18 protein-coding genes are annotated in these 22,423 nt (G+C 56.2%); 13 read left to right on the top strand and 5 right to left on the bottom strand.

Annotation, left to right across the window (positions count from 1 at the left end):
• Positions 1-175: 175 nt before the first annotated feature.
• Entirely contained in the window at positions 176-3,637 is a 3,462-nt protein-coding gene (locus ABD890_RS08630; protein ID WP_345087890.1) for a PPi-type phosphoenolpyruvate carboxykinase family protein, read from the top strand.
• A gap of 87 nt (positions 3,638-3,724) precedes the next feature.
• Here the strand turns inward: ABD890_RS08630 and mog are convergent, their stop codons facing one another.
• The 3 genes from mog to ABD890_RS08615 all read right to left on the bottom strand — a co-directional run bounded on the left by mog (position 3,725) and on the right by ABD890_RS08615 (position 6,113).
• Complete coding sequence (gene mog / locus ABD890_RS08625) at positions 3,725-4,279, bottom strand: molybdopterin adenylyltransferase (protein ID WP_345087888.1); 555 nt, start codon at positions 4,277-4,279, stop codon at positions 3,725-3,727.
• A gap of 22 nt (positions 4,280-4,301) precedes the next feature.
• Positions 4,302-4,781 carry a 6-pyruvoyl trahydropterin synthase family protein gene (locus ABD890_RS08620; RefSeq protein ID WP_345087885.1) on the bottom strand — a complete coding sequence of 160 codons (480 nt, stop codon included), beginning with the start codon at positions 4,779-4,781 and terminating at the stop codon, positions 4,302-4,304.
• 63 nt (positions 4,782-4,844) lie between these two features.
• Complete coding sequence (locus ABD890_RS08615) at positions 4,845-6,113, bottom strand: A24 family peptidase (protein ID WP_345087883.1); 1,269 nt, start codon at positions 6,111-6,113, stop codon at positions 4,845-4,847.
• A gap of 239 nt (positions 6,114-6,352) precedes the next feature.
• On the opposite strand from ABD890_RS08615, the gene ABD890_RS08610 reads away from it, so the two are divergent.
• The 9 genes from ABD890_RS08610 to ABD890_RS08570 all read left to right on the top strand — a co-directional run bounded on the left by ABD890_RS08610 (position 6,353) and on the right by ABD890_RS08570 (position 16,440).
• Positions 6,353-7,189: a DUF4410 domain-containing protein gene (locus ABD890_RS08610; RefSeq protein WP_345087881.1), complete on the top strand. Its 837-nt coding sequence runs from the start codon at positions 6,353-6,355 to the stop codon at positions 7,187-7,189.
• Positions 7,190-7,397: 208 nt separating this feature from the next.
• The gene (locus ABD890_RS08605) at positions 7,398-8,132 is read left to right on the top strand and encodes a hypothetical protein (protein WP_345087879.1); all 735 of its coding nucleotides are present in this window, start codon (positions 7,398-7,400) and stop codon (positions 8,130-8,132) included.
• A 136-nt stretch (positions 8,133-8,268) separates the two neighbouring features.
• A complete protein-coding gene (locus tag ABD890_RS08600) occupies positions 8,269-9,732 on the top strand; it encodes a RimK family protein (RefSeq protein WP_345087877.1) in 1,464 nt (487 codons plus the stop codon).
• Between the two features lie 57 nt (positions 9,733-9,789).
• Positions 9,790-11,043 (top strand): carboxylate-amine ligase, encoded by a 1,254-nt coding sequence (locus tag ABD890_RS08595; RefSeq protein WP_345087875.1) that lies wholly within the window; start codon positions 9,790-9,792, stop codon positions 11,041-11,043.
• A gap of 29 nt (positions 11,044-11,072) precedes the next feature.
• Positions 11,073-11,789 carry an N-formylglutamate amidohydrolase gene (locus tag ABD890_RS08590; protein WP_345087873.1) on the top strand — a complete coding sequence of 239 codons (717 nt, stop codon included), beginning with the start codon at positions 11,073-11,075 and terminating at the stop codon, positions 11,787-11,789.
• Between the two features lie 382 nt (positions 11,790-12,171).
• Positions 12,172-13,635 carry a type VI secretion system baseplate subunit TssK gene (gene tssK / locus ABD890_RS08585; protein ID WP_345087871.1) on the top strand — a complete coding sequence of 488 codons (1,464 nt, stop codon included), beginning with the start codon at positions 12,172-12,174 and terminating at the stop codon, positions 13,633-13,635.
• 80 nt (positions 13,636-13,715) lie between these two features.
• Entirely contained in the window at positions 13,716-14,360 is a 645-nt protein-coding gene (locus ABD890_RS08580) for a DotU family type IV/VI secretion system protein (RefSeq protein ID WP_345087869.1), read from the top strand.
• 50 nt (positions 14,361-14,410) lie between these two features.
• Positions 14,411-16,090: a type VI secretion protein IcmF/TssM N-terminal domain-containing protein gene (locus ABD890_RS08575; RefSeq protein ID WP_345087867.1), complete on the top strand. Its 1,680-nt coding sequence runs from the start codon at positions 14,411-14,413 to the stop codon at positions 16,088-16,090.
• A 2-nt stretch (positions 16,091-16,092) separates the two neighbouring features.
• A complete protein-coding gene (locus tag ABD890_RS08570; RefSeq protein ID WP_345087865.1) occupies positions 16,093-16,440 on the top strand; it encodes a hypothetical protein in 348 nt (115 codons plus the stop codon).
• An 11-nt stretch (positions 16,441-16,451) separates the two neighbouring features.
• Here ABD890_RS08570 and ABD890_RS08565 read toward each other — a convergent pair whose 3' ends face one another.
• Positions 16,452-17,264, bottom strand: a complete 813-nt coding sequence (locus tag ABD890_RS08565) for a trypsin-like serine peptidase (RefSeq protein WP_345087862.1) — start codon at positions 17,262-17,264, stop codon at positions 16,452-16,454.
• A 308-nt stretch (positions 17,265-17,572) separates the two neighbouring features.
• On the opposite strand from ABD890_RS08565, the gene ABD890_RS08560 reads away from it, so the two are divergent.
• Positions 17,573-18,265 carry a M24 family metallopeptidase gene (locus tag ABD890_RS08560; RefSeq protein WP_345087860.1) on the top strand — a complete coding sequence of 231 codons (693 nt, stop codon included), beginning with the start codon at positions 17,573-17,575 and terminating at the stop codon, positions 18,263-18,265.
• 85 nt (positions 18,266-18,350) lie between these two features.
• Here the strand turns inward: ABD890_RS08560 and ABD890_RS08555 are convergent, their stop codons facing one another.
• The gene (locus tag ABD890_RS08555) at positions 18,351-19,379 is read right to left on the bottom strand and encodes a DUF1559 domain-containing protein (protein ID WP_345087858.1); all 1,029 of its coding nucleotides are present in this window, start codon (positions 19,377-19,379) and stop codon (positions 18,351-18,353) included.
• A gap of 342 nt (positions 19,380-19,721) precedes the next feature.
• On the opposite strand from ABD890_RS08555, the gene ABD890_RS08550 reads away from it, so the two are divergent.
• Both ABD890_RS08550 and ABD890_RS08545 read left to right on the top strand, forming a co-directional pair.
• On the top strand, positions 19,722-20,453 hold the full coding sequence (locus ABD890_RS08550) for an SAM-dependent methyltransferase (protein WP_345087856.1): 732 nt from the start codon (positions 19,722-19,724) through the stop codon (positions 20,451-20,453).
• A 76-nt stretch (positions 20,454-20,529) separates the two neighbouring features.
• Positions 20,530-22,368, top strand: a complete 1,839-nt coding sequence (locus ABD890_RS08545; protein WP_345087854.1) for a sulfatase-like hydrolase/transferase — start codon at positions 20,530-20,532, stop codon at positions 22,366-22,368.
• Positions 22,369-22,423 lie beyond the last annotated feature (55 nt).

The raw sequence follows: 22,423 nt of genomic DNA, 5'->3' as shown, positions 1-22,423 counted from the left end.
GTCAGAAAAAATTTTCGCAGCAAACGAAACCTCTTCCTTTAATTTAAGGCTAAGGCGGAATCGTTTTCCATTGCTAAATCCAATGGAGTGGGAACCCGTGACCGGTCCCACTTTGTGCTGTACGATTCACACCAACTAGCGACCATTCAAGATCCCAGTACGTGGTGCCTAACTCATGGACCTTCGAGAATCTCTTGGCGTTCGTCAGCCCGGTGAAGCCGTCGATCTGAAGTCGGAACGACAGGAACTCATCCGCTACATCAACTTGCAACTTATCGCCAACGAATTGGCTCCGGCACTCGATGCGAGTGACGTCGAGTTCATTGGTTTGGCGAAGGGCTTGCTGGCGAATTACCACGAAAAAACCCGGATGCTCTACGATCGGCCAGCCCCGATCGACCAACGTATCGAAGCGTTTCTAGAGCGATATTTCCAAGACCTGAAGCCGACCGAGCCACTGCGGTTGCCCCGCAAGGCGTTCACCCTGGAACGTCACGGCGTTGCTCGCGAGTTGTCGCTGCCGGTCAATCGCAACGAGTTCAAAAGCGAACTGGTCGAATCGTACCGAATTGCCAACGGTGTGCTGCATAACCCACGCCACGATCGACGGACGACCAAGGGCACTTTCCACGTGACCGATGGTGGCTTGCCCGTGGCCGGCGACAAACGTCTTGTGCCGCGCGAAGTGTTCATGAAGATGTTCCAGATCGCGGTGAATCCACCCGAAAAGGACACGCTGCTGCCGTTCACCTCGGACAATGAAACGCCGGCTCATAGCATTGTTTCGCTGCTGCTGCGCCCGGTTGTCTGCCCGGAAGTTCCCGGTGTGACTCCTGAGAAGTCGATGGAAGTTCGCTTCTTCGTGCCGGGGCAGTTGGTCAGCAACTTGGACTTTGTCGAATCGATTTTCGGCAACGCCGGCGATCCTTACATCTCGAAGAACAACGCTGCCCTCGACGTCGAGCATTGGACGGGGCATACCGGTTGCGTGATTTTGGCGCCACACTTGGGTTCGTATACCAAGAAGGAACTGGGCCTGCCGCATTGGGATGTGGCTACCGCTCGCCAGCGCCAGGACTCGATGTGCTGGAAGGAAGAAGGGGAACTGTACAACGACGGCATGGCGTTCAAATTGACCTGCCGCGATGCCAGTGGCGTGGTGGTGACGCTGATCGCCGACAACTACTACGGTTACTGTAAGAAAGAAGTCAAAACGCAGATCAGCTACGCCGCGAACTTGTACGGCAACACCGAAGAAGAACACGCTGGTGGCTGTATTGCCTACACCAGTTGGAATCTGGGTGACGAGTTCAAAGTCAACAGCCAGAAGTACAACGGCCGTACGATCGACGACGTGAAGAACGACTACGGCGAGTGGATCGACTTCCAGCCGGAAGGGTACGGTATCGACAAGCGTCATCCGGAGGTGTTCTACATTCCGGAAGATGCCCGGGCCACGATGCTCGAGCAGTGCATCAAATGGACACGCGATGGCGAAGAACACTCGTTGCCGCTGCTGCCGAATCAGTATTACATCGCACCATCGGGCTACAAAATCCGCATGGAAAAGCACCCGGCCGCCCCAAGCTGGCGTCTGGTTGGTTCGGCCGCGGAAGGTGTCTTCTGTCACAAGCCATGCACGGTGAGTGGCGGCGGTAAGAGCGAAATCAGCAAGTCGCTGACCGACTATACGCTGTATGGCCCGATCTTTGTTTCCGATATCGAGAAAGATCTCGACGCCGTCGACGAGATCTTCCAGAAAGATTACTCCGATCGCTGGAAAGCGGATTCGAACAAGCGACCTGACTATTCGAGCACGCCATCGCGTCCGGTGCTTGCCCCGGAACGTACGCTCGGTAGTGTGATCAAGCTATTGACGCCGTCGATCGACTATACCGAAGCCTACAACGAATGGCTGAACAGCATTCCGCATCACATCACTTCGATCGCTTTCATCATTAAGCGACTGATGTTGCCGGAATGGGGCGATAACTGGCGTGACTACTTCGGTGTCGACATCGTCAACGGTGTGCCAGGGCACGAACTGAAAGTGCTTGATCGAAAGCTGGTCGGTACCTACCTGCGAGTTGGTTTCAACAAAGACAATCGTTGGCGAACGTATAAGCTGCGACAGGACTTCATGCCGTCGGACAAGGTTCAGACCGAAGACGACATTAGTGCCTCGGTGATCGTTCCCAATGCGATGCTGGACTCGTTCGTAGACACAGGAGCGACGTCGTCTAAGTTCACGATTAACTGCGAAGCCCGCTTGTTCCAGCGTCCTGACGATGCCATTCATCGCGGGTTCGATCGCAAGACCGAAAGCGACCTAGCCAAGCCGAGCAACTTCATCTCGAACTTCGAGCCGTTGACCAAGGACTACGTCGATCAGATGGCGACTCACGCGGTCGACTTCGACTCGTTCACGCAGCCCATGGAAGACTTCCTCGGAGCATTCCTTGGTTCGGAGGACGAGTACGTCGTCAGTTCGGCCAATCCGCGGCTGGTGAACGGGGTACCGACCAAGAACCCACGTTACCTGCAGATTCGTCCCGACCTGGAAAACCCATTGCCGAAGTACGTCGGTGAGATGGGGGCTCGTTTGTATCGTAAGCTGAAGCCGGAACAGGCCCTCTATCAGCCAGTTGGAGCTGTGCTTTGCGGTCGTCGGAACAATCCGCCAGACAAGGAAGCGGGGATTCGGGGTCTGGCCGTTTTTGGCCCGATCCATTATCAGGAACTGCCGGAACTGTTCATGGACTTCGTCGCGTCGCTGACCGGCAAGAGCCCATCGACCACCGGTGCTGGTAGCGAAGGTGCGTTGACGAAGGGGCCATTCAATTGCTTGCGTCCAACGGCCGACTTGAACCAGGCCTTGGTCGGTTACATTTTGACCGGACTGGGTGGCTTCTCGACTGCCGCTGGTCACATTGGACCGAATGTTCGTGTCGATCACGACGTCAGCCTGTTGATTCCAGAAGTCTGGTGTCGCCTGACCCCGGAAGAACGCGATCCCGAATTCCTGATTCGCAATCGCATGTTGGAGAAGGTGCAAGACTTCGAACACGAAGGGGAGCAGATCCCTGGCAGCCGCCTGGGGTACCGCATTACCCGGGCCTTCGTGCGAATGTTCTTCGGCCGCGTGTTCGACTATCCACTGTCGGTCTTCGACGAGTCGATCCTGAAGCCAGAAACGCAAAGCATGGAAGCCTACGTCGATGGCATCAAGCACATCGCCGAAGTGCAGCAGCGGGTAGCCCAGCGTTACCTCGACGACGGTTCGATCGAAGAAGCATGCCCGCCGCTGAAGGCTTTGTTGACGATCATGGCGGAAGGTAGCTATGAAGGGAAAACGGCTCAGGATCCAGAATTCCGAGCGATGTTTACCCGCGAATCGCTGCTGAAGAGCGATTGGTACATGGAACGCCTGACGACCAAGCAGCAGCGTGATATCGAGCTGTGGCAACGTCACATGGATTCGCTGAAGAACTTCCTGGTTGACTCGGTTTACATCGAGCAGGACACTCGCGAAGAGCTGAAGCGTCGTCAGCAGTACGTCGAACAAGAGCTCAAGCGTCTCCAGGCGGCCGATTACATCCAGTCGCAGATCGGAACGCTCGGCGCCCAGCCGATGTAGGCCATCGACTGCGTGCTCCAAGAAATCAAAAAGGCATGTCCTGCGGGACATGCCTTTTTTTGTGTTCGTTCATTTCGCGAGGAAACGCTACTTCTTCTTCGGCCGAAACGCCTCGATGCGTTCGGGATTGGTCGTCAGGTAAGGGCCTTCCAGCAGATCGATGCAGTACGGGATCGCTGGGAAGACGGCGTCGAGGCATTCGCCGATTGCTTTTGGCTGGCCTGGCAGATTGATGATCAGCGAGCCGGTCCGGATGCCGGCGGTCTGACGCGAGAGGATCGCCGTGGGGACTTTCTCGAGGCTGACTTTTCGCATCAGTTCGCCGAAGCCGGGCATCATCTTTTCGCAGACCTGCTCGGTAATGTCTGGCGTGATGTCGCGAATGGCCGGGCCGGTGCCGCCGGTCGTGATGATCAGGCAGCAGCGCATGTCGTCGGCCAGGCTGATCAGCGTGCGTGCAAGCGTGTCGCGATCGTCGGGAATAACCTTGGCAACCGGTTCCCAGGGCGAGGTCAGCACTTCGCTCAAGTATTCATGAATCGCCGGGCCCCCGCGGTCTTCGTATTCACCACGTGAGGCTCGGTCCGAGACCGTCACAATCCCGATCTTGGCGGGAGCATTCTTGTCGAAAGAGTTCGGCACGTTGCTATCTTCCTGCTATGGCCTACGAGACCATCGGTTCCGAGAGTTCCGCCACGGTTTGAATGGCACCGCTGGTGTCGATGCTGGCCTCGGCAAAGCTATCTTCGGTTTCCCAGATGGCAACCTTGCTGCAGGTCACGCCGGTTCCCTTCAGCAGTTTCGGGCAGACCTTCTCCAGGAGATAAGTCGCCATGCTTTCGGCGGTTGGGTTGGCCGGCATGATGTACATCTTGCACGGGACGACCTGCTTGAGGGCGTTGATGCCGTTGTCGTCTTCTTCGTTCAAGATGAACGCGTGGTCCCAGTGCTCGTCGATCCAGCCTTTGAACAGCCGTTTCAGCTCGGCGAAATCGATCACGCGACCAACGCTGTCGACTTCGTCCCCTTGGACATGGAAGTCGGCAATGTAGTTATGGCCATGGAAGAACTCGCACTTCCCGCCATGCTTGTAAAGTCGATGTCCGGCGCAGAACTTGATGCGCCGCATAATAGTTAGGCTCATTTCACTTCTCCCTGGACTTGGTTCCAGGATCAGGCGGCCCTGGCTGGGCCCAAAATGCATCTTCTAATGGGTATTCTCTGAGATTGTGCCGGATGAGGCAAGGAGTTGCAAATCGGGCGAAGTGGCCGATTTCTCCCCGAGGGGACGCTGAAATCGCGCCAAATCGACTTCCGCTTGCCACGTTAGTTTTCGCAGGATAAACCAAAGCAGAACAGACACAGCCAGCACGACGCAGTTTGGGATCAGTTGACCCAGGCCGACTGTCGCGATCCAGAACTTCCAGCTCAGCACGAATACGACGCTGGCCACCAAAAGGGCGATCTCGAGGCTGCCGGCGAAGTCGACTCGTTGGCGAGCCTTCTGCAGAGGTGTTAACAGAATCGCAATCGCCAGCGACATGGCTGCGACCGCCAAGACTGCCTGCCAGCCGAAATAGAGCCCAACCGCGACCAGCATGATCGGGATCCCCAGACGGTGCGAAGCGTCGGTGCGCTCGGGTTTGGGAAGGGCCAGCCGCAGCACGGCACCGCCGATCGTTCCGGCGACGATTCCGCAGATGGCTGTCAGAAACACCGACAGACGCGCGGCATCGTGAAATGAATCGAAGGTCGAATCGCTCCAGGCCACCGGGTATAGTTCCGGCCAGATCAGTGGTGCGAAGAAACCGACGCCGTAGGCGACCACGTTTAAGGTAAGCGGCATGCGGCTGCGATCCCACGCGATCAAAGCCCAGCACATCATCAAGCTGAAGAAGTAGCAATGGAACGCGTAGATCGAAAGCATCTCGAACTTCAATTCCAGCATGGCCCGGGCATAGCTCAACGCGATCGCGGCATGCCCTGGGAGATTGCTTCCTCCTTGCAGCACTTCAGTTTGCAGCAGGACCAGGAAGATCAGCCCCATCGCGGCTTCCACCAGGGGATAGCGAGGGGAAATTGGTAAGCGGCAAGTTCGGCAGCGGCCACCCAGCATCAACCATCCGAGGACCGGAACGTTGTCGTTCCAGGCCAGCTTCGTGCTGCAGAAGGGGCAACGCGAAGGCCGGGTCACGACCGTTTCGCCACGTGGCATCCGCCAGATGACCACGTTCAAAAAGCTGCCGACCGTAGCTCCGAAGAAAAAGAACCATGTGTATAGGAAGCCAGCGATCAGCACCGTCTGGATCCACTGGATCTGATCCAAGCGGTTCTGGCGGCTCACGAAGTCTTCGTCCGAGCCGGAAAGCCAAAGCATCTCGAACGCCGGCCAGGACAGCAAAGCCCCCATGCCTAGGCAAACCACGACCGCAATCGCATAGCGAAGCCAAACTAGTCGGGAAGCAGGTCGAGGCATGTTGCTCTACGTCATGGATTTGCAGGGTTTCAGGAAGGGGTATTTTAGGAGCTTTCCCGCCAAAAACCCAGGGTGGCAGTGGGCATCCGCGAAGTGGGAAACCGAGGAGCCATCGTCGACGAATTCTCTGGAATCCAGATGACTTCCAGCATGTTGCTCGTTAAACTGCCAATTCTTTTGGTGGGCACCCTTGTGGGTGGGCTCGTCATCTCCCGGCATGCCAGCTTAGGAATCCGTTTGTGGACATCGACAATCCCTTCAAATCTCCGGTCGATTTTGGTTCGAGCGAACCAGCGGTCTCAGGCAACACGATCCAGATTCGCCCCTTTCCAATCCGTATGTCCCGCTTTCATTGCAGCGTGCTGACCCCCAAAGAGGTCTCGCTGATGCTGCATCAAGAGTTGGTCAATTATTGCCGCGAGCAAGGTTTGCAGGTGGTCGAGGGGGCTGCAGCGCAGCAGATCGAGGCCGAGATCGCCGAGGTTGAAGACGGCAATCAGGCTTTGCGATACTTGTTGCCGTTTCTGGCTGGCCAGGCAAAAGTGACCGTCAAAGGCGAGATCCGCCAGGGGAAGCGACCTGCCAAACCATTCGAGATCTCGCGAAACTTCCACATGGGAGCGTTCGGTGGCAGCAGCAAGACAATGATCAAGCAAGGCCTGCAGCGAATCGCCATGCAGATCGGCGTTCGCGTGGGTGCGGAAACCCAGCCGGCGAATTCGGCGAGCTCGATGTTTGCCAAGTTCTATGTCCCTGGGGTGATCGTCGCCGCGCTGCTTCTGGCGATTATTTTGGCCACGATCTGCTATCAGACTTCATTGACCTGGCCGGAGCGTCACGATGGGATGCCCAAGAACGAGCGTTGGATTTTCTGGCTGATGTCGTCCTGGATGTGGTACATCGCCTGTGCTGCCGGGGGCTATGCCTTTGCTCCGCAAAGCGTGCTAACCAGTCGAGCGTTTGTCAAAGTCCGAGAAATTGTGGGTGTGAAGTCGATCCTGACGATGCGGATCGTGTTCGGCATCTTCACTGTCCTGCCGGTGGTTGGAATCTACTTCTTTGCCAAACTGGTTTAACCGGTGGCGATTGTTTTCCAGGGCGGCTCATAGCCAATGATTGATAGGTCGCCCGACGGCTGTCCGCAAAACGTAATTTTCTGAGAACGGACCTTGCTGCGAAACGCCGACCGAACCTACAATTCCCAAACGCTTGCTCGAGGCATACCAGACCTGAATACTTACCCCAAGGTCTGCCCCGGCGCGGCTCCTGGTTAGCTGTCCTGGGATGGCCAATCCTTTCGACTTCGAGATCCTGCCTCAGCCGGATGATACGACCTGTGGGCCGACGAGCCTGCACGCCGTTTATCAGTACTTTGGCCTCAACCTCGATCTACACCATCTGATCTCGGAAGTTCCGACCCTGGAACAGGGCGGCACCTTGGGTGTAATGCTGGGCATTGATGCCCTCCGTCGCGGCTTCAGTACCACGATCTACACCTACAATCTCGAGGTCTTCGATCCGATCTGGTTTAGCCGCAGCTACGACCTGGTCGAGCGGCTCGAATCGCAGATGCAGGTCAAACCCCAGTCGAAACTCCACCTGGCCAGCCAGGCCTATGTCGAGTTCCTGCAACTGGGAGGCAAGATCAAGATGCGTGACTTGAACGCGATGTTGATCAGCCGCTTCCTGCATCAGTCGATCCCGATCCTCACCGGTCTCAGCTCGACCTACTTGTACGGTGGTCCGCGTGAGCATGGATTGAAGAACATTCCTGACGATGTCCGGGGACTTCCTCAGGGGCACTTTGTCGTTTTGTACGGCATGAATGAAAATCAGGATCGGGTCTATGTGGCCGATCCCTATCTGCCCAACCCACTGGGCGAGATGCATCACTATCCGGTCAGCTTTGACCGCCTGGTGTGTTCGATTCTGCTAGGCATTCTGACCTACGATTCCAACCTGCTGGTCATCGAACCGAAAAAGGTCGGCGGCAACGCAGGGGGCAGATCCGCTTCATGACGCCTTGAATTCCTCTCCATCGCTTTCGGCCCGCGGTCGAAATGTCTGCGGGCCGGCGTTTCTGTGGATCGACACGCCGCTTCCACCCCCAATCATCGAAACTCGCGTCCCTCCCCGACGCATTGAAATAAGCATTATGGCAATTCTCATTGTGACCGACCAAACCGATCGCTGGCCTGCCGATAACCCATCGGTTACGGTGGTCGACCCGAAGGCCTATATCACGCAGCCTCAGTTCAGTGAGATCCGTGGCGCTAAGGTCTTTAACCTGTGCGAGACCTATCGCTACCAAAGCGTCGGCTACTATGTCTCGCTGCTGGCCGAAGCCCGTGGCCATCGCCCGGTGCCGAGTGTCGGGGCAATGCAAGACTGGAAGACCCGCAGCATCATTCGCCTGATTACCGAGGACCTCGACGAACTGATTCAGAAGTCGTTGGCCCCGATCAAGTCGAAGAAGTTCACGCTGAGTATCTACTTTGGCAAGAACATGGCCAAACGCTACGACTCGTTGGCCTGGCGGCTGTTCAGTCTGTTTCAGGCTCCGTTAATGCGGGCCAAGTTCATGCTCGAAAAGAACCGCTGGCAGCTGACCAGTGTCGGTGGGATCTCGGCGGCGGACGTGCCGGAAGCACATTGGCCGTTCATCGTGGAAACATCGCTCGAACATTTCTCGAAGCGGCGAAGTGTTGCCAAGGTGAAGAAGACTCGCTTCGATATGGCAATCCTGCGAAACGCTGACGATCCAGAGCCGCCATCCGACGAAGTCGCATTGCAAAAGTTCGCCAAGGCGGCTGCCCAGCAAGGTATTTCGACTGAGTACATCTCTCGAGAAGACTATGGCCGTCTAGCAGAGTTCGATGCCCTATTTATTCGCGATACGACGGCGGTTAATCACTATACCTACCGCTTCGCTCGCCGGGCAGCAGCCGAAGGTTTGGTGGTGATCGACGACCCGACGTCGATCTTGCTGTGCACCAACAAGGTGTACCTGGCCGAACTGCTGACGCGGCACAAGATCCCGGTACCGAAGACTGTCGTCGTTCATCGCGACAACGCCGATACACTGGCCGAACAGTTAGGTTTTCCGTGCGTATTGAAGCGACCTGACAGCGCATTTTCGTTGGGGGTGGTCAAGGTGAAAGACCCGGCCGAACTCGATCAGAAGTTGAAAGAGTTCTTCGCCGATTCGGAACTGATCATCGCTCAGGAGTTTCTGCCAACCGACTTCGACTGGCGCATCGGCATCTTCGACGGTCAGCCGCTGTACGCCTGCAAATACTACATGGCACGCGGCCACTGGCAGATCATTCGTCACGAGAACACGACTCGGGGCCGTTACGGCAAGCTGGAGACCTTGCCGGTGGAACTCGCTCCGCGGAAGGCAGTTCAGATTGCCTTGAAGGCGGCCAATTTGATTGGCGATGGGCTGTATGGCGTCGACGTCAAAGAGTCAGACGGCAAGTTCTCGGTGATCGAAGTCAATGATAACCCGAATATCAACTCCGGCTGTGAAGACGCCGTATTAAAGGAAGAGCTTTACCGCCGAATGGTATCGGTCTTCGTGAAACGCATCGAACAAAAGAAAGCAGGCGTCGAGTAGCTTCCGCCTTCGCCCAGGTCCTAACCTTTCCAATTTTCATCAAGGCAAACCCAAGCCATGCTGGCTGAATCGACTGAATCCGAAAGCAATTCCATTTCGCTGTTTGAAGCATTTGGAGTCGAAGTCGAGTACATGATTGTTCACGATACGTCGCTCGATGTCGCCCCGATTGCCGACCAGGTCTTGCGCGATGAAGAGGGGCAGCCGAGTGAAGAAGTCGAGCATGGCGATATCGCCTGGTCGAACGAATTGGCCGCCCACGTCGTCGAACTAAAAACCAATGGTCCAGCCCCCAGCTTTGCCGGCCTGGCCCAGAAATTCCAGGCGAACGTGAACGAGATCAACTCCTCGCTCGGCCAGATTGGTGCCGTGTTGATGCCCAGTGCCATGCATCCCTGGATGCGTCCAGAACTGGAAATGAAGCTGTGGCCTCATGGCTACAATGAAGTCTACGAAGCGTTCAACGTCATTTTCAACTGCACTGGTCACGGTTGGGCCAATCTGCAAAGCTGCCACTTGAACTTGCCTTTCGCGACGGACGAAGAGTTCGGCCGATTGCATGCGGCTATCCGTCTGCTGTTACCGATCTTGCCGGCCCTGACCGCCAGCAGTCCGGTTTGCGAACGCCAGATGACGCCGCACCTGGATCATCGCCTGGAAACGTATCGCCACAATGCCGACCGAATCCCTCAGGTCGCCGGGCATGTTATTCCTGAAGCAGTTTTCACGCGGAAGGATTACGAAGAGCAGATCCTGCAGCCGATCTACGACGCGATGGCTCCGCTCGACTTGCCGGGCGTACTGCGGCACGAATGGGCCAACAGTCGTGGTGCGATCGCTCGTTTCATGCGAAACACGATCGAAATCCGCGTGATGGACGTGCAAGAGCATCCAGCGGCCGACGTGGCGATCTGCCAATTGGTGGCTAACGTGGCCAAGGCATTGACCGAAGAGAAATGGAGCTCGACTTCCCATCAGCAACTGGCAGAAACGAAGCGACTGAAAGAGATCTTCCTGAACGTGATCGACGACGCCGACGAAACGGTGATTGTCGATCCCGACTACCTGCAGCACTTCGGCTGGACGGAAGGGACCTGTACCGCCAACCAGTTGTGGCGATCGTTGGCCGATCAGTTTCCGGTAGAAGAAACGCCACTGGCCGATGCCTTGCAGGTCATCCTCGAAGAAGGAACCTTGGCCCATCGCATCGTGCGGACACTGCATGGCAAGTTCGAGAGTCGGCTGTTACCAGTTTACCGCGAACTGTGCAGTTGCCTCCAGGAAGGCCGCTCGTTCCGCGGGCTGGACTAACGCTGCCCGATCGCTCAACACGAATTGTCATGAAACAATCTTCAACCCGCGTCTTGCTCTTCACCTGCGAACATGGCGGTAACCAGGTTCCGCGGAAGTTCGCTGCGCGGTTTGCGGATCACCACGACCTCTTGAAGACACATCGTGGCTGGGACCCGGGTGCTTTGAAGACAGCGAGGGCCTTCGCCCAAGCTGCCGACGTCCAACTGTTTTTCAGCGAGACGACCCGCCTGCTGGTCGACTTGAACCGGTCGGAATGGAACCCGGCATTGATGTCCAGCCTCGTGCCTCCGCCCAGCGACAAGGAGCGAGACGAGATCCTGGAAAAGTGGTATCGGCCGTTCCGTCGGCAGGTGCTCGATTGGGTGACCCAGCACGTCCAACAGAAGCAACAGGTGTGGCACCTTTCGTTTCACAGCTTTACGCCGGAACTGAACGGGGAAGTTCGCAATGCCGAGATCGGTCTGCTGTACGATCCCCAACGCGAGCCCGAGCGAGCGCTGGCGGCTCGCTGGAAGGAAACGTTACGCGAGACGCTACCGGAGTGCCGGGTCCGGATGAACTATCCTTACCGTGGAATCACGGACGGCCACACGACGACGTTGCGGAAAAGCTTCGGGCCAGGGGAGTACGTCGGAATCGAGCTGGAAGTGAATCAGCTGCTTTATGCCCAATCGCCGGCCCAGGTCAAACGGCTGATAGCAGGCCTGGAGGGGAGCTTCCTGGCCGCCCACCAGGGGATTTAAGCAGGCGATGCTTGCTTACGAAGAATGGCTGATCGGCACGCTTTACCTTGCTCCGCCATTCCTCCGAGTCTGGACGTAACCGGTTGCCTGCTTGCTACTTGAGATTCCCCCTAGGGATGGTATTCTTACACGTGGCATACACGGAGGGGCTCCCATTTTTCAGGTCGCTGTCGCGCGCGGTGGCCGGATGGTCTCTCAGCAATAACCTTCAGTTCAAGTTCGGGGGAACGTTGAACGATAGGGATCTTAGGCAAAGGAGAGCAGGCCAGAACAAACGGACTGGTTCGTACGCTCTTTCCGCGTTCTTAGGGCTCAGCAACGCTGAGGATCTCATCGCGTCTCTTCCCTGAAACCTGACTGGCACGTGGAATAGGAATTTTGCATGAAGAACCCACCCATCCATTGGTCGGAAGGGATGTTTCTTCGGCCCCACCATTTCCAAGCCCAGGATCGCCACTGGTACGAGTTCCTCGAAAACTCTTTCCGGGACCTGATCCCGTATGCCTATGGGATTCGCTCGATCGAAATCAGTGACCAGGCAATCGCTAATTTCCAGATTGAAGTCTCGCACTGCGAAGCCCGGATGCGGGATGGCACGATCATCTCGATCGGCGGCAACGACCAGATGGACCGCGTCGATCTGCGGCAAGGTCTTCAGGGGCTGCAGAACCTGAAAGAGATCTTCCTCGAAAACGAAGTCATTCGAGTCTATCTGGCAGTCCCTCGCGTCAAACTCGGGCACGAGAACACGGCTCGCGATTCTCAATCTTCCCAGACACGCTACTACGAATTCTCGCGCGAGGACGAAGAAGAGAACCGCGGCGGAAACCCTCAAGAGGTTTCGTACCGCGAACTGAACATTCGCATCCTGCTGTCGACCGATGAACTTTCAGGCTACGACTTGCTGCCGATCTGCCAGATCATTCGCAACGAAGCTGACGGAACGCCGCGCATCGATCCGAACTATTGCCCACCTTGCCTGGCAATTGAAGCCTGGACGCCGCTGGGGACCGGCATCGTCCGGCGAACGTTCGATTTGATAGGCGAACGCATCGAACGCTTCCGCAACGACATCTTGAACCAGAACATTACCTGGGATCCACGCGAGATCGGCGATCTCGAAAAGATGATGCGCCTGCGAACCTTGAACGAAGCCTACGCCGAGCTGCGAGTGCTGGGGTTCAGCGATGGGATCCATCCGTTAACGGTCTATACAACCCTTTGCCGAATCGTCGGCCAGTTGGCGATCTTCGACGACAAGCAGCGACGCGTCGAAACGATTCCGAAGTATGACCACGAGAATCTGGCCGAGATCTTCCAGTGGGCCTACAACGAAATTCGCCGCTTGAGCGAAGGTCGCATCGACGCGACATACGAACATCGCTTCTTCCTGGGAAGCGGCCAGTCGATGCATGTCCAATTGGATCCGAAGTGGTTCGACCCGAGCTGGGAGTGGTACATCGGTTTCGAGGGGGTGAGCATCTCGAAGGAAGATACCTACCAACTGGTAACCCAGGGCTTCCACTGGGTGTTTGGTAGCGGCGAACAGGTCGAAACGCTCTTCCGCAATAACATGCCAGGGGTTCGCTTGCGTCCCGTCGCGCAGCCGCCGCGCGTCCTGCCGCAAGGTGGCAACTGGGTTTACTTCCAGGTGCAGCGGCAAGGACCGCCATGGGACGACGTCCAACGAACGCAGACCATGGGCTGGCGTTTTCAGGAAGAATACATTCACGATGTCAAAGAACTGCAAGGCAAGAAGCGTCTTGTCTTGAACATTCGAAATCAACTTATCGCGCTGCATGTGGCAGTCTTCGCATTGCGGCACGGAGAGCAGAATCGGGCTTAACCCGCCGGTCGAGTTTAACTTGTCCGGTTTGAATCCGGCGTTGCCCTTCGCCCCTGTTGAACTTTGGAAATCGAGTCAGAATGACCCCCAAATTTGCCAAAGCAGTCGATCCCATCTTTCTCTGTATGCTCGATCTGTTGGATCGGATCGAGCGCGACGGGAACTCGCTCGATCCCAGTCAGGAGCGAATCCGCGTGAAGAAGCGGATTGATACGGCCGAGAATCTGCTCGGACAGACCGCCGAGTGGGAATTGGCCAAGTACGCTTTGGTGGGTTGGATCGATCAGATGCTGATCACCGCACCATGGAACGGTGCCAACTGGTGGCAGAACAACGACCTGGAATACGAATGCTTCCACAGCGGCAAAGCGTTCGAGCACTTTTTTGTCGCGGCACGTGAAGCCCAAAGCTTGCCGAATAAAGACGCCCTGGAAGTCTATTACGTCTGCGTCGTGCTTGGCTTCCGCGGTTTGTATGGCCATCCGCATTCGCTGCAGTATACCCAGCACTATGGTTTGCCGGCCGACTTGGATACCTGGGCCAAGCAGACCGCTTCGGCACTTCAATTGGCGATTGGTCGCAGCCCGATCATCGACCGTCCTGAGCCCGGCGAAGGGGCTCCACCGCTGACCGGTTACAACAAGCTGATCAACATGACCCTGTTTGCGGTGGTGATGGTCGCGATTTGTATCGGTTACTTTTTGATGTTTGGGGTTAATAAATAGTTGCCGGTGCTGGTTGAAATCCGGCAGCACGGAACCGAAGGTTCTCGAAAATGATGTCATTCATTTACAACGTCATCTACTACCTCACTCTTCCGTTCACCGCGTTCAACACGTTGGCCTCGGCCGTACCCGGCGTGCGGAACCTGGGGAAGATCACCGTTCCGACACGCATTGCGCTGTTGGTGTTCCTGTTTCTCTTCTTTGTGCTGATCTCGTTCGGTATCTCGTTCCAGTTCTCAGGCACCTCCGCGCAGTGGACCGACTATTTGCTCGACTGGAAGACCGGCCTGGCCGTGCTCTTTTTGATGATCGTGATCCCGGTCGTATCGTACTACGTGGTAAAGATCTGGATGGAAGAAGAAACCTCCGATTTCCCTGATATCGATAAGGCCTGGAAGCAAGGCATTCATGAGCTCGACAAACATGGCATTCCTTTGGGCAGTACGCCCCTGTTCCTAGTGCTGGGCAACCAGGACGAGCGTCGCGCCAGCAACCTGATGCGTGCCTCGGGATTTGGTTTCAACGTTTCCGACCCTGCCCAGGGACCGGCGGCGTTGCACTGGTATGCCAATTCCGACGCCATCTTCATCTTTCTGACGAAGGCATCCTGTCTTTCCACATTGGCTGAAGGTTTCCAAAGTCGGTCCGGACCAGGTTCGCAGGTAGCGACTCCTTCCATGCGAGAAATCCCAGGTGGGCAGACGATTGTCGCGGGAGCTGGCCAACAAAGCCTGGTCAACGAACCGCTACCAGACCATACGCTTGGCGCGGACGACGACGATCAGCAGCACTTCATGGAAGCTCCTCCGCAAATGGCCGGAATCGGAGCAACGATGAACTTTGGTCAAGGACTCGACGCAGGGCAGACGATGGCGTTCAGTGCCGATGCGCCAGCACCTGGCATGGCCGGTATGCGGCAATCGAAGGCCGACCTGACCGATCAGATGGAACGTTTAAAGTACGTTTGTACCTTGATCAATAAAGCCCGTCGCCCGGTCTGTCCGATCAATGGAATGCTGGTCACAGTGCCGTTTGAACTGGTCGAAGATGCCAGCGAACCGGTTCAAGTCGCGATTCAAAGCGACCTGGATGTGATCCGCGGTATGACACGTTTGCGATGCAGTGTGACGGCCCTGGTTACTGAAATGGAAAGTGCCCCAGGCTTCCTCGAACTGATTCGACGCGTCGGCGAAAAGCGTGTCCAGGAACAACGCTTCGGCAAAGGTTTCAATGTCTGGAATCCTCCGATCGCCGAGCAACTGGAAGCGGTTTCGCAGCATGCGACCGGGGCGTTCGAGGATTGGACGTACCTGCTGTTTCGCGAGAAAGATGGGCTTCGTCGGCCAGGCAATCCGAAGCTGTTCGAGCTGCTGTGTAAGATTCGCGGTCGATTCAGTGAGTGCCTGACGAACATTGTCGCCAACTCGTTTGGTTATGAGCCTGATAAGAATCCACGTGCGGCCCACAACTCGCTGCTGTTCAGCGGTTGTTATTTCGCGGCGACTGGCGACACCAAAGACCGCCAGGCCTTCGTGCGGAGTGTGCTGTATCGCGTGATGGAGCAAGACGCCGAGCTCGATTGGAGCTACGAGGCACTGGAAGAGAACAGCAGTGCTGACTTCGCGGCGAACGTGGCCGCGCTCATTGGTGGGGTCTGCTTGTTGCTGCTGATTGGGATGGGACTCAACGCCGCATTTGGCGAATACATGCCTTGGAATCAGGATGGCTAACAATGCGAAACGCTGCTCGGCGAATCTATCTGGGAATGCTGGTTCTATTGTTGTTGCCGATGATCGGCTGCAGTGGATGCTCTCAAGAAAAGCAGATTGTGCTGGTCATCTCTGGTACAGAAACAAGCGAGCAGCGTAAAGCCATTCAGGAAAATACCTCAGCGTGGTTGGACGGATCCCAAAGCTACTTTACGCTAGGGTACGAGTCAGGCGGAGTCTATACGCTGAAAATCTCGCCCGTCGAAGACGTTCAAGCGGCCGCGGAGAAGATCGACTTTGGTACAGTCACGAAGATCGAAGGCCGTACCATCTATGTCGAGTATCACCCTCCGGCCGATACCGAAGAGTGACTGACGCTTCTCTATTTCAGTAGTTCGATGGTTTCGATAACGAATGAGGCGTGCACAATGATTGCCAGCCCGAACTGATGATGGGTTTTGATCGTCATGTAGTTCCCCTTCATCGTATCATTTATAAATCGCTGGCCATGCACCACTCCCATGATCAGCGGCTGCTCTCCGGATCCTTCTTCTTCGCCGGCATGCGTCGTGAAGACCGGGCCGCCGCTGTCACCGCTGAAGATGCTGGTGCTGATGTAGAACGTCTGTGTCTTGCTGGTTGGCAGAACCGGGAATGAGGCCAGTGGACCTTCTCGCAAAATCGGGAAGCCTGCCTCACTCGATTCTTCGCGATGCGGATAGCCCAGCATGGTCATCTTGCTGCCTGGGTGAACACCCATGGTTCGCAGATGCTCATCAGTCGCCAACATGCTCGTCGGAAGATGCGGAAGGTCAGCGTCTGCTGGCGGCGTCACGTAGATCGCGGCGACGTCTTGTTCAGGATGGTTTACCCACAGGGGCTTGTCATCTTTGCGGATGGCGAGCGGAACCAACTGCTTCTTGTACTCTCCTTCCGCCGTTTTAATGCGAAAGACGACCGATGTTTCATCGCCGTTGGTTTTGTCGAGCACGTGCTTGGCGGTCACCAGGATGAAGGTTTTGCCTTCGTCTGGTGTCAGAATGAAACCGGTCCCGGTGGAACCAGGGTTACTCAGTTTCACCGTGGCCCGGAACATGAGCGTGGTGGGATCTTCCGACTCGGCATGCAGCGGCGATGTCAGCAGGGAAGCAGAAACGAGCAGGGCCAAGAGCACGAGAGAGACAGTCTTCAGCATGGCAATCGATTTTCAAATTCAGGTGGCAGGTCTAGGAGCGGGGCTCAAGGCGAATGGGGTCTTACTTCGCCGTTTCGCAAGCAATCGTCGCGCGAAACCGGCAAGCACATCAGCTTCGAGAGGGTGGTTGGTCAACAGCCCAGACTAGTTGTCCGCAGCGTGCGTGGAAAGCCCGCTTCTGGTTTTTGGAGAATGGCCCAAAAGTAGAGGACCTGGTGATGGATTGGATCCCGCCACCAAATTGCCCTACGCTTGGATGGTACGCGTTCGCTTCATTTTGGCTTTTCATTCGGTGAAGGAATCTGGCGATGCGGCAGGTCGAAGAGTATCAGGCGGTTCAAGCAATTGCGAAAGAAGTCTTAGCCGAAATCGGAGGCACCCTGATCGTTTCCGATACGGAAGCGACAATCGCCAGGCGTGCCCAGCAGATGCTTGCCGATCGCGGAATTACCGAAACGTGGTACTACGATTGTCCGGCGTTGGTACTAATCGGAACGCGATCGTGTCTCTCGATCTCGGGTAGAAATTACGTGCCTGCCGACGAGCCACTCGGGAATTTCAACCTTGTGACCATCGATTTGAGTCCCTGTCGAGAAGGCATCTGGGGTGACTGTGCCCGAAGCTTCTATTTTGAAAATAGCCACGCTGTCCGCGAGCCTGAAGATACTGAGTTTCGGCAAGGCAAAGAAGCACTCGCCATCTTGCATGCTCGCCTGCAGCAGTTTGCGAAGCCCGACATGAGCTTCGATGATCTGTGGCGATTTATGAAGGACGAGATTCAGGAACTCCGATTCGTGGAACTCGACTTTCTTAGCAACTACGGCCATACGATCGAAACCAATCTGGCCGCACGTAGTTATATCGAGGAGGGCAATGCACGAAGTTTACGTTCAGTGAATCTGTTCACGTTCGAGCCCCATATTCGACCAGCGGAAGGACGCTGGGGTTTTAAGCACGAAGAGATCTACTACTTCGACGGCAAAGTCCTCTGCGTGTTGTGAGCGTGCGAGGATCGTCCAAGAAACAAAAGCGGCCTGAAGGAATTCAGGCCGTTTTCTTGATTCATTGCAAAGCCGGGTCTGGCAATTAGAAGTCGGAGACGACTTCGCCACCGGCACGCGTGCCGAGCGAACGCCAGATGGTCAGGTCGATCGTTTCGCTAATCGAGCGGCTGCTCCCGTCGAACATCACCACATCGACGACGCCTGGGTGCCAGCTTCGCGAGGTGACGATCGAGTAGGTCGGGCTACCAGAGTTGCCGTCCTTGCCTTCCTGCCACGAATTAAAGTCGCACTCTTCGTACGTGGTGCCGCCGTTAGAGCACGAGGTCTTCGCGTTCGGTGGCATGGTGACGGTGAAGCCGGTGTGATGCACGCGACCGTCAGGCCACTCGGTGTGACCGGTGTTTTTGAACTCGTCACCCGAAGCAATGATCGCTTCGGCATCGGCGATCGTGTTCGGAATGGTCGTCGTCGACGGGCCGCCATTGCGGAAGTAAGGAGTCCAGGCCTTCACTTCAGCACCCAGCAGCGTGTTGGAAGAGCCGTCAGTCGCATCACGGAACGAGAGGCTCGAGTTCGGATAGAACAGCCCGTTTCCACCTTGCTTGTTGGAAGGATTGAAGACGAACCAGGTTCCGTAATTGAAGCCATAGCTGGTCGGCCACAACTTCACTTTTCCACTGCCTGGATCGCGTTCGCGACCGGCACCGGGATCGCTTGGGCAGCCGTAGCCAGGGATCTTCAGGCCATCGATTGCGGTCTGGAAGTCCCAGGCAATCGTGATGTCGACGTTGTCGTACACGTTGCCTTGTTCCAGGAACTGCAGGATTCGACCATGCACGCCCCACGAGCCATTACTGGCACTGGCGGATGAGGACAAGTCGACCGTGCAGCCCATTGGCAATACACGATACGTGTCGACGTAGTTGTGCAGGGCGAGACCCATTTGTTTGAGGTTGTTTTTGCACTGCATCCTCCGGGCAGCTTCCCGAGCTTGTTGCACCGCTGGCAGCAACAAAGCGATCAGGACGCCAATAATGGCGATCACGACTAAGAGTTCAACAAGTGTGAAACCTTTGCGTGGCGATTTCCGTGGGGTTGGAAAAATCGTCATGCTTCTCGAGTTCCTTGGATAACGGGGCACGGCACTGGCTGTGCCCCTGGATCTAGTTAACCGCGTCCTAGACAATTTCCTCCAACAAAGCGGGACGCACTTTGCCCTGTTCGGCAAATTCGATACCCAGTCTAGGTGGAGGTCTCTGTTTTTCTAGGGCCATTGCGTGATTTCGCGAGAACTAGCCGGGAATCTGGAGACGATTGAGAATGCGAACCGAGTAGTAATGCGCAGAGTCCTACATCGAGGCGAATTCGCCCCGTTATGGTGTCGGATCAGGCGACAATTATGTCGAATGCGATGACATGCTTGTGGCGTGACCAATGAGCTAGCGAGGTATTAATGGACGCGATCATCGACCTGTTTGAAGGCCTTGAGCGAATGTCGCCGGGCAGCGTAGCGACGACCTGCCAGGCGATCGCGAGGGCAACCCAAGGACGAACCTGGCGATCGCTCGTCGAATTTGGCTGTGGTCGCGGTATCTCGACGATGCTGCTGGCCGAGGAGACTTTCGCGAAGATCACGGCGATTGATACCTGCGGTGCTTTCCTACAGCAGCTGCAAGTCGAAGCGGCGTCGCGAGGCTATGCCGATCGCGTTCACATCCGTCAGCAAAGCATGGATACCACTTGGCCGAGAGGGACTTCGTTCGATGCGGTCTGGTGCGAAGGTTCGGTCTACAGCATTGGGCTCGAAAACGCTTTGCGATTGTGGCATCCGCTTCTCAGGCCCGGCGGCGTTCTGGCTGTCAGTGATCTGGTCTGGCTGACGGACTCCCCCGACGCGGAAGTCGACGCCTATTGGAAACGGGAAGGCGTAGCACTTCGCTCGCGCGGGGAGGTCGAACAGTTGTTGCCAGAGCATGGATTTCGGTTGCTAAGTAGCTTCGTGTTTCCAGATAGCGATTGGCAGAACTATTACGGGCCGATCTCTGAGCGGCTTGCGACCTGGGTCGACAGCTATGCTGATCGAAAGGAAGCGGAACTGGTAGCCGCGGCTTTCGAGGAAGAAATGGCGATGTATTCACGGTTTGGGCAGCAATACGGCTATGTCTTTTTCCTGGCCGAGGTTTAAACGGTTGAATCACGCGGGAAAACAGAGGATGGTATAGAGACATTCACCTCGCTCCCTCCCCCCTAGAGATTCGATCATGCCACGTCTCTTGTTGTCGCTCTTGCTGTTGGTTGCGTGCAGCACGTCGTCGTTCGCTGCCGAGAAGCCGAACTTTCTTTGGATCATGTCGGAAGACAACTCGAGCCACTTTCTGAAATGGTTCGATCCGACTGGCGCTTCCACGCCGAACATCGAAGCCCTCGCCAAAGAAGGACTCACTTACGACAACGCCTTCTCGAACGCTCCAGTGTGCAGCGTCGCGCGTACGACATTGATTACCTCGTGCTATTCACCGCGGATTGGGACCTTTCATCATCGCAAGAGCTTCATCGTGCCGATGCCGGAAGGCTTGAAGATGTTCCCGGCGTATCTGCGAGAAGCAGGCTACTACACGACCAACAACAGCAAAGAAGATTACAACGCCCAGAAGTCGAAGGACGTGTGGGACGAGTCTTCACGTAAGGCTTCGTGGCGAAATCGCCAGCCTGGGCAGCCTTTCTTTCACGTGCAAACGTATACGACCACGCATGAAAGTTCGTTGCACTTTCCTGCGGCTGATATCGACAACAAGCCAACCGAGAACGATGCTGAAGCGGTGTTTGTCGCGCCTTATCATCCGCAAAGCAAAGAGTTCAAATACACCTACGCCCGCTACCACGATCGAATCCAGCAAATGGATCAACAAGTCGGCAAGTTGGTCGATCAGTTGCGGGAAGATGGCTTGCTCGATTCGACGTTCGTCTTTTACTTCGCCGATCATGGCGGCGTGTTGCCACGTAGCAAGGGCTATGCCTACGACACTGGTTTGCATGTCCCGCTGGTAATTCGTGTGCCCGAGAAGTTCCGCGAGCAACTGCCGCAGACGACCGGCAGCCGCATCGAGCCGTTCGTCAGCTTTGTCGACTTCGGCCCGACGGTGCTGAACCTGGCAGGTGCGAAGGTGCCTGATCAGATCGATGGTCACGCGTTTCTCGGGCTGGGCGAGCAGCAGTTGGTCGAAAGTGACGAGTCCTTTGGCTACGCCGATCGCTTTGATGAAAAGTACGACATGGTGCGAACGCTGCGAAAGGGCAAGTATCGCTACATTCGCAACTACCAGCCATTCAACTTCGACGGAATGATGAACAACTATCGCTACAAGATGGTTGCTTACCAGAACTGGAAAGAATGGTTCGATGCCCAGAAGCTCGATGGCCCGCAAAGCCAGTTCTTCCAGGCCCGACCGGCTGAGATGCTGTTCGACGTTTCGGAAGATCCTTATGAGATCAACGACCTGGCCGGCGATCCTATGCACCAGGAAGTTCTGGAAGAGCTTCGTGGTCGGCTCGATGAAATCGTGGTCGGTATGCCGGACTTGGGTTTCTATCCAGAGAGCTATCTGGCCGAAAACGCCGCAGCCAATCCGGTCGCTTTCGGTCAGCAGCACAAGGCCGACATCGCGGCTCTGCAGCAGATTGCTAACCTGCAATTAGGTTCGTTCGCGGATGCCCAGTCCGACATCGCGAAGGCGTTGGCTTCTTCCGATCCATGGCAGCGTTATTGGGGAGTGATCGCGTGCAGCGGGCACGGGGCCGAAGCGTTGCCGCTGAAGGGAACGTTGGTGAAGCTGGCCGAATCGGATCCTGAGAACCTCGTGCGCGTGCGGGCGATTGAGTATCTTGCCCTCTACGCCGGACAAGATCCGGCCGAAGCGATGGGCAAGGCTTTAGAGAACGCCAAGACCGCGACGGAAGCGAATCTGATTTTGAACTCGGTCGTCTTGCTGCGAGATGGCAGCCCAGGGTATTCGTTCTCGATCCGTCGCCAACAGGTCGAGCATCTCAAACAAAACCGAGGCGAACTCGAGCGTCGCCTGGAATACCTCGACCCAAAGTAATGCCTGCCACGGCTTAAAAAAAGACATCCGAATCACTACAAAAGGGATTCGGATG

The sequence above is a fragment of the Bremerella cremea genome, from assembly GCF_039541315.1.
Taxonomy (GTDB): Bacteria; Planctomycetota; Planctomycetia; order Pirellulales; family Pirellulaceae; genus Bremerella; species Bremerella cremea.
Note: the sequence above shows the minus strand (reverse complement) of the source record. Positions and strands in the feature narration are given on the sequence as shown.